Raw genomic sequence first — 14,019 nt, forward strand, 5'->3', positions numbered from 1 at the left:
CCCTTCTCTTGTTGTCATGTCACTAGGCACAGGTTTGTTATTGTGGCTTCTGCGTTAACGTTAAATCTGAAATAAACAATTCAACCGCAGTGGGTATGTAGAATAATATTTCTACACTTGGTGCCTAGTTTAAATTATGCTTCCGCCACTTTACGTCAACGTAAAGGCTTATTCAACTAATCATAGCCGAATAATTGCATCATTCATAACCTCGGGTTGGCAAGTTCGGTGTACGCCTCATAACACACTGAAATAACAAGATATTATGAGGCGCAGTGGTCTGATCAGATGAAGTCATCAGACAATTCGGTAGGTACAACGGTCAGCAATGCACGCTGGCCCAGGGCCACCTTGGCATTGGGGAAAATGATGGCTTCGCCGTCAACCTCGGCGCGTATTTCTTCGCCCCCGTCCTGACCTAGCAACTCGCCTTTGGCAAAGCCGGTGAAGTTAGGCACATCATCGGCAAAGGTGAAAGAGAAGTCTTCATGGTGACGATTAATGGTGCGATACACAGAGAACAGCTCAACGTCTTCTGCGCGCAGTGGCGGATAGCTCACCTCATTTTGGCTGATCAAGCTCGCTAAGGTCACCTTGGTCTTTTCAAAGCGGGCCATATCGTTCTCACCGAAGGGGCGCACCTTACCCAATTCAATGGTAAAGGCATCGGCACCAAAGTGGCGCGATGAGAAATAGCTAAAGGTAGATGCTGGCTCGGCCATGAGTAACACGGTTTGTACGCCACAGCTTAGCAAGAACTGCAGCTGTTCGCGCTTGTGCGGTTTGCCATGTAAGAAGGGGTAAACGGCAAACTTTTCATTTTTTGAATCGCGAATAGCAGTATGCAGGTCATAATGGGCGCGATAACGGCCCTCACCCGGCGCGGTAAAAAACGCTTCCACGTATTCTTCCAGCTTTTTCGCACGCTCACGCTCTGGGTTCGTTACCTCGCCGACGCTGTGTTTACCGCAAAACAAGCGATTAAGGTTTTCATCGACAAAGCGCTCGCCAATATTGATGGACTTGGGGTTGCCGAAAATAAACATCACGCGATGAGTCAACTCAAGGGTGCCTGCGATTATGGCTCGGATCAGCTGGTCGCAAATTTCAATGGGGGCAGTTTCATTGCCGTGTACGGCACTGGAGAAGATAAAATCCTTGCTGCCATAGTTCTTCGGCTCGAATTGGATCACCCCAGTGTCAAGGACCTTTACATGAGTGCCATTATCAAGTGTGAACTGCTCTGGCGCCAAGTTGAATTCATTTTCACGGGTAATACCGAGGAAGTCGCCACTTTGCTGAAGACGTTGTAAATACATAGTACACCTTTGTTCTACGTGTGCTGCCACCTTGGGTGGCAAAGTTTAGATAGCAAAAAGCCAGTCAAATGACTGGCTTTATAAAATAATTAGGCTTAAGCAATGCTGGCGTTAACCAGCTCAATGGCCGCTTGTTCTAATTGTGCCAAGTGTTGCTCGCCCTTAAAGGACTCAAAGTAAATCTTATAGATATCTTCGGTGCCCGAGGGGCGCGCCGCAAACCAACCGTTTTCGGTAACCACCTTAAGACCCCCGATAGCGGCTTGATTGCCCGGTGCCTCGGTGAGCTTGGCAACTATGCGTTCACCGGCTAGCTCGGTGGCACTGATATCATCACCACTAAGTTCTTTAAGTTTTTGTTTTTGCTCAGAATTTGCAGGTGCATCGATACGCTTGTAAAGCGGTTCACCAAATTTGGCGACCAGCTCGCGATAGTATTGCGACGGTGTTTTACCGGTCACCGCAAGGATCTCGGCGGCCAATAGGCCCATAATAAAACCGTCTTTATCTGTACACCACACCGAGCCGTCGATGCGTAAAAACGCCGCGCCGGCACTTTCTTCACCACCAAAGCACAGGGCACTGCTGTGCAGACCCTCAACAAACCATTTCATGCCTACCGGCACTTCGACCAGTTCTTTACCATGGCTGGCCACCACCTTGTCGATGATAGCGCTTGATACAAGAGTCTTACCTACCTTGACGTCCTCTGGCCACTCGCGATGGGTCAACAGGTAGTCGATGGCCACTGCCAGGAAGTGGTTAGGGTTCATCAAACCATCCTTGGTAACAATGCCATGACGGTCAAAGTCGGGATCATTACCTATGCCGATATCGAATCTGTCTTTAAGACCAATCAGGTTGGTCATGGCGTAAGGCGACGAGCAGTCCATACGGATTTTGCCGTCTTTGTCTTGCGGCATAAAGGCAAAACGTGGGTCGATGACATCGTTCACCACGGTCAGGTTTAAACCGTATTGCTTAGCGATAAGCGGCCAATAGTTGATGCCCGAACCACCAAGTGGGTCAATGCCCAGGCTGATACCGGATTTGGCAATGGCATGCATATCCACTACGTTGACAAGGTCTTCGACATACGGGGTTTTCAGGTCCACATACTTGATAAAACCGGAGCGCACCGCCTGCACATAAGGAAACAGCTCGACTTCAACCAGATCTTCCGCCAGCAGCTGGTTCGCTCTGTCCTCAATCCATTTGGTGATCTCTGTGTCCGCCGGGCCACCATTCGGTGGGTTGTATTTAAAACCCCCATCCTGTGGCGGATTATGTGACGGCGTCACCACGATGCCATCGGCCAGCTCGCCCGGGTGGGCTTGGTTATGACTCACCACCGCATGACTGATCACCGGCGTTGGTGTGTAGTCATCCCCTTCTTGGGTGATGATCTGCACCTCATTGGCAACCAAGACCTCAATGGCAGAATTAAACGCTGCCTCAGACAAGGCATGGGTGTCTTTACCCAGGAACAAGGGGCCAAAGATATTGTTTTGTTTGCGGTAATCGCAAATAGCCTGAGTAATGGCCAAAATATGCGATTCGTTAAACTGGGTATTCAAGGAGCAGCCACGATGGCCCGAGGTGCCAAATGCCACACGCTGTTCGGGGTTTTGCTCAACGTCAGGTTCATGCAAATAATACGCACTCATCAGCTTGGGCACATTAATCAGCTCTGACTGAGGGGCGGTTTTTCCAGCGTTAGGATGAACGGCCATACTTGGCTCCTTATAAATAGTCGCGAATGGTTTCAGCTTGTTCTTTGCTATAACCTAACTCCAGAGCCACCTCATGCAGCATCATTTTCTTGCGCGTGGTGTTGGAGTTAGTCATCACCCAATACGGGCTGTCGTCTATGTTCTTTGGATTTAGGCTGCTGCCGCTGGCCTGAAGCTCTTCTTTGCTGGTGGCAAAGTAGCGACGGTCACGACCTTTAATATTCAAGACACGTTCAAAGGTGGTTTTGTGGCTGCGGTGAAATGCCGCAAGAATAAATAAGAAGCGACCCACCACCCCTTTTTGCATCGCCAATTCTTCTTTATTAAGAATATCGAATACCGACCCTTGATTGCTGGCCTGTGCTTTAGCAGGTGCACTGGTTGCCACTGTAGCAGTCTCTGATTGTTCTAAGCCGGTTGCGTCAGCCGATGTTGCGGGTGCAGTTGTCACTGCAGGGGCAGGCGCGGCCGCAGGCACCGAATCGGCGCCCGTATTGTGCAGATTCAATAAACGACGCAGAATAGTGGAGGCACTCTCGCCAATACTTTGGGTGTTGCTGGCGATATATTGATATAGCTCGTCGTCTATTTCTATTTTTTTCATGATATTCCTGTCATTACTGCCATGTCTTTCACGCATGCCAGAATTATACCCAAGTTACCTGAATAAGCTAGGGTATACAGAGCATCATCTCGGTATAAATACGCCAGTTGATTTACCTTCAAGGTTGCAAATAGGCCCTTAGCTCGGGCACAATCCCTGCGTTTTCCTAACCCCAAATTGGCATATCTATGTTACTTAATTATGAACAAAGCGGATTAAGCATCGAACAGGCGCCGAGCGTTATCGTTATCCATGGCCTGTTTGGCTCACTCGACAACTTAAAAGTCGTCGCCCGTGCGTTGGCCGAGCACTTTCATGTGGTTAATGTGGATGTGCGTAACCATGGTCGTTCATTTCACAGCGAGCAGATGGATTATCCGGCGATGGCCGCTGACATCATCACCCTGCTCGCCCATTTAGGTATAGAAAAAGCACATTTGGTTGGCCATTCCATGGGCGGCAAAATCGCCATGCAGGTAGCGCTCAGTAAACCCGAATGCGTCGATAAGCTGGTGGTACTGGATATCGCCCCGGTCGCTTATCACTCGCGCCACGACGCCATCTTTAAAGCCTTGCACAAGGTGGCCAACAACGCCGTACAGTCACGCAGTGAAGCCGATGCGCTAATGAGTGAACATATCGACGCGCAGGGCGTACGCCAGTTTTTAGCTAAAAGCCTGAGTAAAACCGACTCGGGAGCGCTTGGCTGGCAATTTAACCTCCCGGTGCTGACCGCCCAGTATGAGCAAATTCTTTCTGCCCCAGTTGCAAATGATTCTTGTTTGTGTGATACACTATTTATCAAGGGTGCCGACTCGGATTACATCGACAGCCCTCACCGCGATGAGATTATGCGCTTGTTTCCCAAGGCCAAGGCCAAGGTGATTCAAGGGGCCGGGCACTGGCTGCACGCGGAAAAACCCGTGGCGGTCAATAAGTCCATTGTTGATTTTTTAACTCGTTAATCCATATCAATAAATTTATGCGCTAAGCGCACTATAATGATGTGGGTCGAAACGCGCATTATGGCCTAAATTATTCGTTTTTTATGTGCTACAATGCGCGCCGTTTTACTAATAGGTAGCAGTAAATGGTCGACCAATTAATAAATGGACTGGATACCCTTGGGTTGTATTTTGGCCTTGCTGGCATCTTTTTTTTCATCGGCATGGCAATTCAAGACGTGTTGAAAAAAGGCGATGTGCCTAAATTTGGCCGTTATGTTGTATGGCTTGTATTATTTTTAGGCTGTTCCGGCTTTATCGCTAAGGGCCTTATTCAGGTGTTTTGGCAAGGAGCAGGTGTGGGTTAACCATGGCCAAGTCAGAGCTAGATAGAACGACGCTCGATTTATTCGAGTACGAGCGACGCCCGGGTCGTCCAAAAACAAACCCGCTCCCACGGGAGTTACAATTAAAAGTTAATAAGCGAAACCAGCTTAAGCGCGATAAGGCGCGAGGCTTGAAACGCGTCGAATTTAAAGTTTCATCGGAGCTGTATCAGGCATTAAATGATATGGCGGATGCGCAAAATATTAGCCGCAGTGCGTTGATTGAAACCATTTTGCAAGAACGATTGGCTATAGATACATAAAAGGTTATTTATTCATGGCAAGTGTAGGTATATTTTTTGGTAGCGACACGGGTAACACTGAACACGTAGCAAAAATGATCCAAAAAGAGCTCGGCAAGAAACTCGTGGCCGTGCACGATATCGCAAAAAGTAGTAAAGAAGAGATCGCAGAGTTTGACTTGCTGCTATTTGGTATCCCTACTTGGTACTATGGTGAAGCTCAGTGTGACTGGGACGACTTTTTCCCTGAATTAGAAGAAATCGACTTCGAAGGTAAACTTTGCGCCATCTTCGGTTGTGGTGACCAGGAAGACTACGCCGAGTACTTCCTAGATGCCATGGGCATGGTTAACGACATCATCACCGAGCGTGGTGCCATCGTTGTGGGTCACTGGTCAACAGACGGTTACGACTTTGAAGCATCAAAAGGCATGGCCGATGACAACCACTTTGTTGGTCTTGGCATCGACGAAGACCGTCAGCCTGAGCTAACCGAGCAACGTGTGAAGCAGTGGTGTGCACAAATTCATGAAGAAATGTGTCTAGCCGAATTAGCCGACTAACGCATTGACGGGCAAGTTTAACTTGGCTTTACACTTGCCCCTTAAGCACGTTATTGTTAATTTTTAAAATGCGTCGCGCGCGCCAGGGCAAAATCTGCTTTAGGTGCACAAAAAGAATCATAATTGAGAACACGTTGAATGACTGATCATAACCTAGAGCTCAAAAAAGCAGGCCTCAAGGTCACGCTCCCGCGGATCAAAATCTTAGAGATCCTCCAATGCCCTGATAACCAACATATCAGCGCCGAGGATGTCTATAAAATCCTGCTCGATAACAGTGAAGAAATCGGTCTGGCAACTGTGTATCGCGTACTAAACCAATTCGATGATGCCGGCATCGTCACCCGCCACCATTTCGAAGGCGGTAAGTCGGTATTTGAACTTGCGGGCTCAACCCACCACGACCATCTGGTGTGCTTAAAGTGTGGCCGAGTGATCGAATTTGAAGACGAGATGATCGAACAGCGTCAGGTTGAAATTGCCACCAGCAATGGCATTAAACTGACTAACCATTCCCTGTACCTGTACGGTGAATGTGTGGACACGGAGGCGTGTAAGCAATACGCCTTAGAAAACGGCTAAACAGCCATTTTCGCTGACATTAAGCCTGCCCTAGCGCAGGCTTTTTTGTGCCTGTTTGTAAGGGTCCTCTCTAAGAAGCGGCATTAAGGTGGGTTGCCCTTATTTCCAACCTTGAAGCCATTTCTCTTGGCTTTTCAATTCAGTCCAGTCTATGAAGTACTCGTTCTTAGACAAAACCGCTTCCAATTTACAGGAAATGACAGAACCCTCCTCGTCGAACTCAATTTCTGATACTAAGAAATGCTTTTCTCGATTCATCGGCTTCACTGCTGTCCACTTACTATGGTGTAATTTAGCCGGGTTAATACGGTTCATGCCCACTCCAAAACGTTCTGACTGTATTTGCAAACAATGAGTTTTACGAAGCTTCTAAGACTCAAGTTCAGTAATTTTGAATGTTAACAGATAGCACCTAACGTTAAAGTTAAAAGCAAGACGTTTTTCAGGTCCTTTTTGAACGCCTCGTAAGCGCCAGAGGCAACACAAACAGCATCCGTTATCACCGTTCCAAACGGGTATGAAGAACTGCCATTGGTGACACACTCAAGGAGGTTTTGTACGTGCAGGCAAGCACCTCAAAAGAGCAAGCCCAGCCACTGCAGAGAAAACGGAGGCGAGGAAAATTCCCAGCTTAGCACTGTCAATCAGGGTCTTGTCGAAAGCTATGTTCGCAATGAACAACGCCATGGTGAAGCCGATTCCGGCGAGCAGGCTCCCCCCGGCCAATACCCTCCAGCTGAGTTCTGGTGGGCGAATGGCGATGTGCAAACGTATAACCAGCCAACAGAACAACAGGATACCAATAGGCTTACCAAGCACGAAACCTAAGAAAATCGCTACGGTGAGCAGGCTCTCCACTTCGCTGAACGTGAGTGGCAATCCAGAGTTCGCAAATGCAAACAGGGGCATGATGACAAAACCCACCCAGGGATGTAGCGCCATCTCCAGACGCTCCACTGGGGATAGCGTTTCACGCGCGGCAATTTCGGCCATTTTTAATGTTTGTCGGTCCTTGGTATCGCCGCTGCCTTCACTGCTTGCTGGGTGCGCAATAACCTGACCCAATATCGCGTATAGCCGCTCATCGCTGACCCATCGACGCGCCGGCGTCATCAGGCCGAGCATCACGCCTGTGATGGTAGCGTGGATCCCGGACGCATCCACTGCAAGCCAGATGACCACGCCCACCAGAAAGTACAGAGGAAAACCACGAAATCCGAGCCTTGCGATTGCGCGGATACTCACCAGGCCAAGCGCAGCCATCACCAAGGGCCACCAGGCAATATCATTGCTGTAGCCGATTGCGACGACCAGTATGGCGCCGATATCGTCAACAATCGCTAACGACAGCATAAACACCCTTAAGCTTTGAGGAACGCGTGAGCCAAGCAGGGCGAGGCAACCAATAACAAACGCTGTGTCAGTTGCCATGACAGTGCCCCATCCATGCTGGCCGGGTTGTCCTGATTGCAGTGCCAGATAGATCACAGCGGGAACGACCATACCGCCCAGGGCTGCCGCTATGGATAGCGCGGCCATGCGAGGCTTGCTTAACTCGCCGAGAACCAACTCCCGCTTAAGTTCCAATGCGACAAGAAAGAAAAACAGCGTCATCAGGCCATCATTGATCCATTCCCGCAGAGAACGGACAAACTCGAATGAACCAACCTGAAGACCTATTTGTGTCTCCCATGCGTGTTCGAACGAGTCAGCCCACGGTGAGTTGGATAGAATGAGCGCGGCAACAGTGAAAAATAGAAGAATGGCCCCACCCGCTGACTCAATGTGCAAGAAGCGCACAAAGGGGTTGGTCAGCCGATCAGCAAATTCCTTGGGTAATCGGGCGACTCCTGAATTGTCTTGCTTACCTGTACCCATAAGAAGTCGCTCCGACTGTCAAGCGCCAACGCCGTGGTTCAGGCGCGTTTGAGGCGATATGCCCTTGTGGAAGCAAGGGTGCGCAGCGGGTTAAACGCCGCCTGCAAGCACTTACTATGTTTCATTTTCTGCGATGCGCTCAAAGCGAAAATACGCAAATTTTTGCACCCTCTTGGCCGGAGTGAGGTGCTCCTCTATTCGTTCCTCGCGCAGCTTGAAGCCCGACCCAAGCTCGGCTATCAGCTTTGCAGCATCATATTGAACTATAGGCAATCCACTGCATTTTTCAGGGCCACCGATTGCAAAAGCAGCAATAATTAGATGACCGCCCAGGCGCAGCGCCTTTTTCAACGCCCCAACGTAACGCTGACGGTCTGCAGCGTCCGTTAAGAAGTGGAACACCGCCCGATCGTGCCAAAGTGCAACCTGACTATCTGGCGAGAAAGCGGTAACGTCAGACTCAAGCCAATTGACCGCGCCGGCTTTTTCTCCCAGTCGCTTTGCCGATTTAGCCAATGCCGCACCGGATATATCTAGGACGGTAAGATTTGTGTACCCCTGATCAAGCAGTTGGTCGACCAGCACCGACGCTCCCCCACCTACGTCTATGATCGGAGACACGGGTTGGAGATGACTGTTGGCTATGAGCTCAAGGGAGAGGACCGGCTTTGCTTGAAACCAGCTGACTTCAGTCACTTCTTTGTGCTCATAGACGTTTTGCCAATGAGCCTTTCTATCAAACTCTTGCACTTACCCCTCCAGAATGAAATTGGTCTTCCCCATCAAAAGTAGCACAGGCTCGCTGTTTGGCGTCCTTTGGTTTCGGCGCTTGTTATGTGCACTGTTAATATGACTTTGGTTCATATGAGTTAGGCTCGGGAAGCAAAGGGGGGGTTGAATCAACATAAGTTAAAAATGACTGCCACAAAACAGCCGTTCTTTGATGAGTTAATTCTAATTTGCAACCCAGTCCCATAGCCGTCCTTATGGTGCCATCACGCCAAGTGTCATAAACTGCTCCACAATGTGCTTCGCGATAACTCAACCAGGCGTCCTGGCCTTTTTGAATTGCAGTTGCTAAGACACTGTCTTGTGCATATCTCTCTAGGCTCTTCGCCAAGTACTTATCCATTACCTTCTCAGCCGCTACTAAATCTCTATGCATACACTGATTAATCGCGAGTGTCGTCCACGCTTTTTCACAGTCTACTGCTTCCTCAGCGAAAGCGAACAAAGGGATAAAAAGTAACAGGGGCACTAATTGTTTCATTGCTTCTCCATGTGCATATAACGCCTTGCTAAGAGGCAAATAATTGTTGGCTAAAATAGGCGACGAAGGAGCAAAAGCCAACTGTTATTTGTCCTTTTAAGCAACTTGTTAGCCGTCTTCTAGGTCACTCATATGGAAGATCACTTGACTAGACTCTTTACTTGTTTGAAAACTAAAACTGACCTTATCTGTATCGTAGTTCAAGCCATCTACATCAAAATCCTGACAGCTTAAATTGCCCCACATGTCTTCATAACAAACAGCAAAGACTTTAGGCTGATGTACGCCAGAATTTAATAAATATTGACCAAAGTTTCCTAAAGACAAGGAGTTAGAAATCCCTGAAAGTAATGATAGCTCCACTTCATTACTTTCAATTTCAATACCTATCCATTTATGGACTCTGAAGGTTACTTCATTATATTTAACACCGTTCACTGTTAATTCTTTATCGTCTACATTTGCTTTATGGTTATTGATCTGAATTACACCTTGAATAAGTTGAGCAAATTGTGAACGACTCATTTGAGATAATGCTTGATCATTTGTTAACGTATCTCTCATAGCCTCGACTACACCATCAAAATCAAGACCAGATGCTTCTTGGAAAAGCTTCATGAATTCAGAGTTACTTAAGTAGTCTTTAAGAAGGTGTTCTCTGACAGATTTAAAGTAATAACTTTTATTGGATGTGCAAATAACGCTAATAGCTGGATTTACGAAAAAGTTACTATCGTTGTTTTTTAACCTTTCAAGCTCACTTCCTTTAAGATCTGTAGAAAATGAAAACAATACTGTGGGTGAATATCCACCAATAGATTTGAATCTTTCAAATTTATTTATTGTTGTTTTTAGCTCAGTTGCATTTAAAGTACTCTTTACTTCAAAGTTATATTTTACAGCCTCTACAGGAACAAATGTTAGATCATTTCGCATGTACAGAGGAAGGATTTCATCATCATATATAAGAATGTCAGTCTCATTGGATTGCTCACCATCAGAGTTTTCAATAATCCCACTGGATATTTGATATTTTTTCGGTACAACCTCTTTGATTAGAGTGGATAATTCATTTTCATTAATCCCGCCTTTGACTCCTTGATGGACAATACCCTTATTAACTTCATACTCATTTTTTAGCGAAGTTATTTTGGCGTTAAATTTTTCTGAAATGACACTCATCTTTATTAATTTTCACTCCGTGGGAATATTTGGCATTGACGGCTAACAGCTTATTAGTGCGAATTCCCGGTTAAGGAAGTTATCCACAACCTCACCATTGCTCACCAATAAACTTTTTTATTCAATAATAGCAATAAGTTATCAGGTGTTTTGTTCACACGCAATCGCGAAACGAGCCAGAAAAAACGAGCCTTCACTTATTCGAGCCTTGCGTGGCTCGCTATGTAATCTATTTTTGCCACTTAATATCGGTAACCTATCTTTTATTACCACATAATCGCGCCGTTTTTGTGTATTGCATAGCGAGCCAAAACGACGTAATTGACGCGTTTTTACTTATCCATGTTTTTGATAATGTGGGGAGAAAGTCTTGTTCTGACACCGAGCCGAGCATATGTTCGCCCCGGTGTCAGAATCGGGAATAAAGGGTATGGCTGTGCAATACTAAAGCAAATTAATCTTCATAGAGCTCGCTTAAATAGGCCTTGGCGGCCTCATGCCAGCTAAAGCGACATTCTCTGGCATTTGCGCATAGCTCTTGCCAGCGCTGGGGCTGGTCTTTATGCATGTCCAGAGCGCGAGTAAGGCACGCCAGTAACTGCTCGCTCTGCTGTGCTGGGCTGTCGCCATTAAACACAAAGCCGTTGTCACCTTCTTTGACCGTATCCTTTAAGCCACCAACACCGTGCACCAGGCAAGGTGTGCCGCTGCGCAGGGCCAGCATCTGGCTGATACCACAGGGCTCAAACGAGCTGGGCATAAAGAAGAGTTCACACAACTCATAGATGGCATCACTAAGCGCCAGGGAAAAGCCGTTGATAAAGAGAAAGTTATCATGTCTGGCCATGGCTTGAGTCAAGAGCTGCTCATAATAAGAGTCGCCGGAGCCAAGCATAATAAAATGCTTTTGTTCTTTGGCCAGTTCATCGAGCACCGCATCGATAACCAGGGTTCCAGCCGACGGCGTTGCCGTGTGCTGTGCCAGTAGTGCCACCTTTTGCGACGTCACCCGCCCCACCGAACCCAGCCAAGGTTTGATTAGCAACTGCTGCCATTGTTGCATCCGCACATGGGCAATATAGTGGCCGCTGCTCAGCTGTGGCTGCTTGGCCATGGCCGAAAACAGCGCCTGCTGCGTCAATGGCCAAAGCGCCTTATGCGGATAACAAGCGGCCTCTTGTTCATAGTCACAACCGTTTAATATGCCAACCAAACGACCTTGCTGATGGGCCTTTTGTAATTCGCCCTCCAGACCTTCGCCGCCAATAAAGCCCCGCTCTGGGTCGCTCGGTTGCAATACTTCCTCGACATACGTTGGCGACACCAGATGAACCTTATCGCACAGGGCAATGGCCGTGCGCATCGGGTTATAGCAATGCTGATAGTGCGGATCGCAGATTTGCTGGCCATCGTAACCCAGCCAGGGGAACCAGGCCTGCAGCGATGAATCGTCGCCGCTAAATGGCCTTGTGCCCTGCAGCGCCAGGTTATGCACGGTATAAACCGTGCGCAATTCCTGTAGGCACTGATACTGAGGCGCAAACGCCCGCAGCACCGCCAAGGTGGCGCTGTGCCAGTCATGCAGATGCAGCACCTCAAGCTCCTCGCCAAAGGCGCCCTGTTTTATCGCCTCGGCCACACCTAAACAAAATAACGCGAACTTGCTGGCATCGGCTGCAAAGGGGCGGTTATCCGTGTCGTTGTGATATACCTCGGGGCTATTAAGCCAAGGGTGGCTGAGCACATAATGAGTGACGCCCTGCTCCACCAGCACCCGATATAAATTCAGGGTTAGCTGATTGCCAGCAAAGTTCACCGAATACTGACCACAAAGCGTACGCTCGGTCAGCGCCAGGCAGGCGTATTCGGGAAGCACCACTTGTACCCCATTACCGCTGGGACCTGTATTTACCTCGGCGATGGCCTTTGATACTTCGGCGACCACATCGGCAACGCCGCCTACCTTGGCGCCGCTAATCGCGGCGCTTTCGCTACTTACAAATAATACTGCACTCATAAGAACTAGGCCCTTTGCTGCTCGGCGCTGTTGGTCTTTGCCGCCAATGCCGCGAGCATATCGCGGGTCACCAGCACGATACCGTTTTTAGACACCCTAAAGCCGTTGGCGCGGTCCTGATCATGGTCGACGCCTATGTGCAGACCCGCCGGAATCTTACAGCTGCGGTCGATGATCGCCCGTTTTATACGGCAATTGCGGTTAACCACCACCCCGGGCAACACCACCGCCTCTTCTATTTCACAGTAGGAATGCACATAGACATTGGAGAACAACAGGGATTTACGCACCATTGAACCGGAAATAATACAGCCGCCGGATACCGTGGAGTCCACCGCCATGCCGCGACGGTCATCATCATCGAAAATAAACTTGGCCGGCGGCAGTTGCTCCTGATACGTCCAAATTGGCCAGCTTGGGTCATAAAGATCAAGCTTTGGCTCTGGCGATACCAGCTCCATGTTCGCCTCCCAGAACGAGTCCAGGGTGCCCACATCGCGCCAATAGGGTTGCCCCGACATATTCGGGTCGGTAAACGGAAAGGCAAACACCTTATGTTTATCGATCAGTGCAGGAATAATGTCGTGACCGAAATCACGGCCCGAGCAGGAATTTTGTGCATCCTTTTTTAATTGCTCGAACAAAAACTCGGTGTTGAACACATAGTTACCCATGGATGCCAGACAGCGGCCACTCTTGCCGGGAATTTCATTAGGCACCGGCGGCTTTTCATCGAAGCGGCGGATTTGATTATGTTCATCCACCGTCATCACCCCAAAGGTGTTCGCCGCGTCCTGACTATCCACCTCGATACAACACACCGTCATGTCGGCACCCGTTTCCACATGCTTGGCCAACAGAGCACCATAGTCCATGCGATAGACATGATCGCCGGATAAAATCATCACATAGCGCGGCAAGTCGTGGCGAATAATATCCATATTCTGGAACACCGCATCGGCGGTACCACAATACCAGTCATCACCGTAACGCTGCGACGCCGGTAGAATTTCCACCGACTCACCCAGCTCCTTTTTGAAATGACCCCAGGCGCGTTGCACATGGCGAATGAGCGAGTGCGACTTATACTGAGTGGCCACACCAACGCGACGAATGCCCGAGTTGATGCAATTAGACAGCGGAAAGTCGATGATCCTGTGTTTGCCGCCAAAATACACTGCCGGCTTAGCTCGCCAGTCGGTGAGCTCGTGCAGGCGCGAGCCTCGGCCACCGGCGAGGATCAAGGCATAGGTATCACGGGTCAGGTTACTAATATAGCGATTGGCATAACTGGGCATA

Annotated in this window: 15 protein-coding genes; 5 read left to right on the forward strand and 10 right to left on the reverse strand. The window is 48.7% G+C overall.

The genetic code is table 11. The features are described 5' to 3' along the window. Nucleotides 1–284: 284 nt before the first annotated feature. From astE to seqA, 3 genes are all read right to left on the reverse strand, one after another. Nucleotides 285–1,319, reverse strand: a complete 1,035-nt coding sequence (gene astE, locus KD147_RS03695) for a succinylglutamate desuccinylase (protein WP_212546932.1) — start codon at nucleotides 1,317–1,319, stop codon at nucleotides 285–287. 95 nt (nucleotides 1,320–1,414) lie between these two features. After that, nucleotides 1,415–3,052 carry a phosphoglucomutase (alpha-D-glucose-1,6-bisphosphate-dependent) gene (pgm, locus tag KD147_RS03700; RefSeq protein ID WP_212546933.1) on the reverse strand — a complete coding sequence of 546 codons (1,638 nt, stop codon included), beginning with the start codon at nucleotides 3,050–3,052 and terminating at the stop codon, nucleotides 1,415–1,417. A 10-nt stretch (nucleotides 3,053–3,062) separates the two neighbouring features. Then, entirely contained in the window at nucleotides 3,063–3,656 is a 594-nt protein-coding gene (seqA, locus tag KD147_RS03705) for a replication initiation negative regulator SeqA (RefSeq protein ID WP_105189627.1), read from the reverse strand. A 188-nt stretch (nucleotides 3,657–3,844) separates the two neighbouring features. On the opposite strand from seqA, the gene KD147_RS03710 reads away from it, so the two are divergent. The 5 genes from KD147_RS03710 to fur all read left to right on the forward strand — a co-directional run bounded on the left by KD147_RS03710 (nucleotide 3,845) and on the right by fur (nucleotide 6,373). After that, complete coding sequence (locus KD147_RS03710; protein ID WP_212546934.1) at nucleotides 3,845–4,621, forward strand: alpha/beta fold hydrolase; 777 nt, start codon at nucleotides 3,845–3,847, stop codon at nucleotides 4,619–4,621. 125 nt (nucleotides 4,622–4,746) lie between these two features. Beyond that, nucleotides 4,747–4,968: a DUF2788 domain-containing protein gene (locus KD147_RS03715; RefSeq protein WP_105189625.1), complete on the forward strand. Its 222-nt coding sequence runs from the start codon at nucleotides 4,747–4,749 to the stop codon at nucleotides 4,966–4,968. 2 nt (nucleotides 4,969–4,970) lie between these two features. Then, entirely contained in the window at nucleotides 4,971–5,249 is a 279-nt protein-coding gene (gene ybfE, locus KD147_RS03720) for a LexA regulated protein (protein ID WP_022946544.1), read from the forward strand. Nucleotides 5,250–5,263: 14 nt separating this feature from the next. Then, nucleotides 5,264–5,791, forward strand: coding sequence for a flavodoxin FldA (fldA, locus tag KD147_RS03725; RefSeq protein ID WP_212546935.1), 528 nt, complete (start codon nucleotides 5,264–5,266; stop codon nucleotides 5,789–5,791). 138 nt (nucleotides 5,792–5,929) lie between these two features. After that, nucleotides 5,930–6,373 carry a ferric iron uptake transcriptional regulator gene (fur, locus tag KD147_RS03730; RefSeq protein ID WP_105189623.1) on the forward strand — a complete coding sequence of 148 codons (444 nt, stop codon included), beginning with the start codon at nucleotides 5,930–5,932 and terminating at the stop codon, nucleotides 6,371–6,373. Nucleotides 6,374–6,472: 99 nt separating this feature from the next. Here the strand turns inward: fur and KD147_RS03735 are convergent, their stop codons facing one another. The 7 genes from KD147_RS03735 to glgC form a co-directional block, all read right to left on the reverse strand. Continuing rightward, the gene (locus KD147_RS03735; RefSeq protein WP_105189622.1) at nucleotides 6,473–6,688 is read right to left on the reverse strand and encodes a TIGR02450 family Trp-rich protein; all 216 of its coding nucleotides are present in this window, start codon (nucleotides 6,686–6,688) and stop codon (nucleotides 6,473–6,475) included. Nucleotides 6,689–6,916: 228 nt separating this feature from the next. Beyond that, nucleotides 6,917–8,251, reverse strand: a complete 1,335-nt coding sequence (nhaA, locus tag KD147_RS03740) for a Na+/H+ antiporter NhaA (RefSeq protein ID WP_212546936.1) — start codon at nucleotides 8,249–8,251, stop codon at nucleotides 6,917–6,919. A 114-nt stretch (nucleotides 8,252–8,365) separates the two neighbouring features. Further along, the gene (locus KD147_RS03745; protein WP_212546937.1) at nucleotides 8,366–9,001 is read right to left on the reverse strand and encodes a class I SAM-dependent methyltransferase; all 636 of its coding nucleotides are present in this window, start codon (nucleotides 8,999–9,001) and stop codon (nucleotides 8,366–8,368) included. A gap of 94 nt (nucleotides 9,002–9,095) precedes the next feature. Next, nucleotides 9,096–9,521, reverse strand: coding sequence for a lysozyme inhibitor LprI family protein (locus KD147_RS03750; protein ID WP_212546938.1), 426 nt, complete (start codon nucleotides 9,519–9,521; stop codon nucleotides 9,096–9,098). 108 nt (nucleotides 9,522–9,629) lie between these two features. After that, nucleotides 9,630–10,703, reverse strand: a complete 1,074-nt coding sequence (locus KD147_RS03755; protein ID WP_212546939.1) for a DUF6602 domain-containing protein — start codon at nucleotides 10,701–10,703, stop codon at nucleotides 9,630–9,632. 454 nt (nucleotides 10,704–11,157) lie between these two features. Continuing rightward, complete coding sequence (locus KD147_RS03760; RefSeq protein WP_212546940.1) at nucleotides 11,158–12,720, reverse strand: glycogen synthase; 1,563 nt, start codon at nucleotides 12,718–12,720, stop codon at nucleotides 11,158–11,160. Between the two features lie 5 nt (nucleotides 12,721–12,725). Beyond that, a complete protein-coding gene (gene glgC, locus KD147_RS03765; protein WP_212546941.1) occupies nucleotides 12,726–14,018 on the reverse strand; it encodes a glucose-1-phosphate adenylyltransferase in 1,293 nt (430 codons plus the stop codon). Nucleotide 14,019 lies beyond the last annotated feature (1 nt).

Origin of the sequence: Pseudoalteromonas sp. BDTF-M6 (genome assembly GCF_018334135.1) — a bacterium.
Taxonomy (GTDB): domain Bacteria; phylum Pseudomonadota; class Gammaproteobacteria; order Enterobacterales; family Alteromonadaceae; genus Pseudoalteromonas.

What these genes read in the sequence shown, in the direction of transcription:
- ybfE (WP_022946544.1), top strand. Translation starts at nt 4,971, where the DNA reads ATGGCCAAGTCAGAGCTAGATAGAACGACGCTCGATTTATTCGAGTAC.
- pgm (WP_212546933.1), bottom strand. Translation starts at nt 3,052, where the DNA reads ATGGCCGTTCATCCTAACGCTGGAAAAACCGCCCCTCAGTCAGAGCTG.
- KD147_RS03760 (WP_212546940.1), bottom strand. Translation starts at nt 12,720, where the DNA reads ATGAGTGCAGTATTATTTGTAAGTAGCGAAAGCGCCGCGATTAGCGGC.
- astE (WP_212546932.1), bottom strand. Translation starts at nt 1,319, where the DNA reads ATGTATTTACAACGTCTTCAGCAAAGTGGCGACTTCCTCGGTATTACC.
- glgC (WP_212546941.1), bottom strand. Translation starts at nt 14,018, where the DNA reads ATGCCCAGTTATGCCAATCGCTATATTAGTAACCTGACCCGTGATACC.
- KD147_RS03750 (WP_212546938.1), bottom strand. Translation starts at nt 9,521, where the DNA reads ATGAAACAATTAGTGCCCCTGTTACTTTTTATCCCTTTGTTCGCTTTC.
- fur (WP_105189623.1), top strand. Translation starts at nt 5,930, where the DNA reads ATGACTGATCATAACCTAGAGCTCAAAAAAGCAGGCCTCAAGGTCACG.
- nhaA (WP_212546936.1), bottom strand. Translation starts at nt 8,251, where the DNA reads ATGGGTACAGGTAAGCAAGACAATTCAGGAGTCGCCCGATTACCCAAG.
- KD147_RS03735 (WP_105189622.1), bottom strand. Translation starts at nt 6,688, where the DNA reads ATGAACCGTATTAACCCGGCTAAATTACACCATAGTAAGTGGACAGCA.
- seqA (WP_105189627.1), bottom strand. Translation starts at nt 3,656, where the DNA reads ATGAAAAAAATAGAAATAGACGACGAGCTATATCAATATATCGCCAGC.
- KD147_RS03755 (WP_212546939.1), bottom strand. Translation starts at nt 10,703, where the DNA reads ATGAGTGTCATTTCAGAAAAATTTAACGCCAAAATAACTTCGCTAAAA.
- KD147_RS03710 (WP_212546934.1), top strand. Translation starts at nt 3,845, where the DNA reads ATGTTACTTAATTATGAACAAAGCGGATTAAGCATCGAACAGGCGCCG.
- fldA (WP_212546935.1), top strand. Translation starts at nt 5,264, where the DNA reads ATGGCAAGTGTAGGTATATTTTTTGGTAGCGACACGGGTAACACTGAA.
- KD147_RS03715 (WP_105189625.1), top strand. Translation starts at nt 4,747, where the DNA reads ATGGTCGACCAATTAATAAATGGACTGGATACCCTTGGGTTGTATTTT.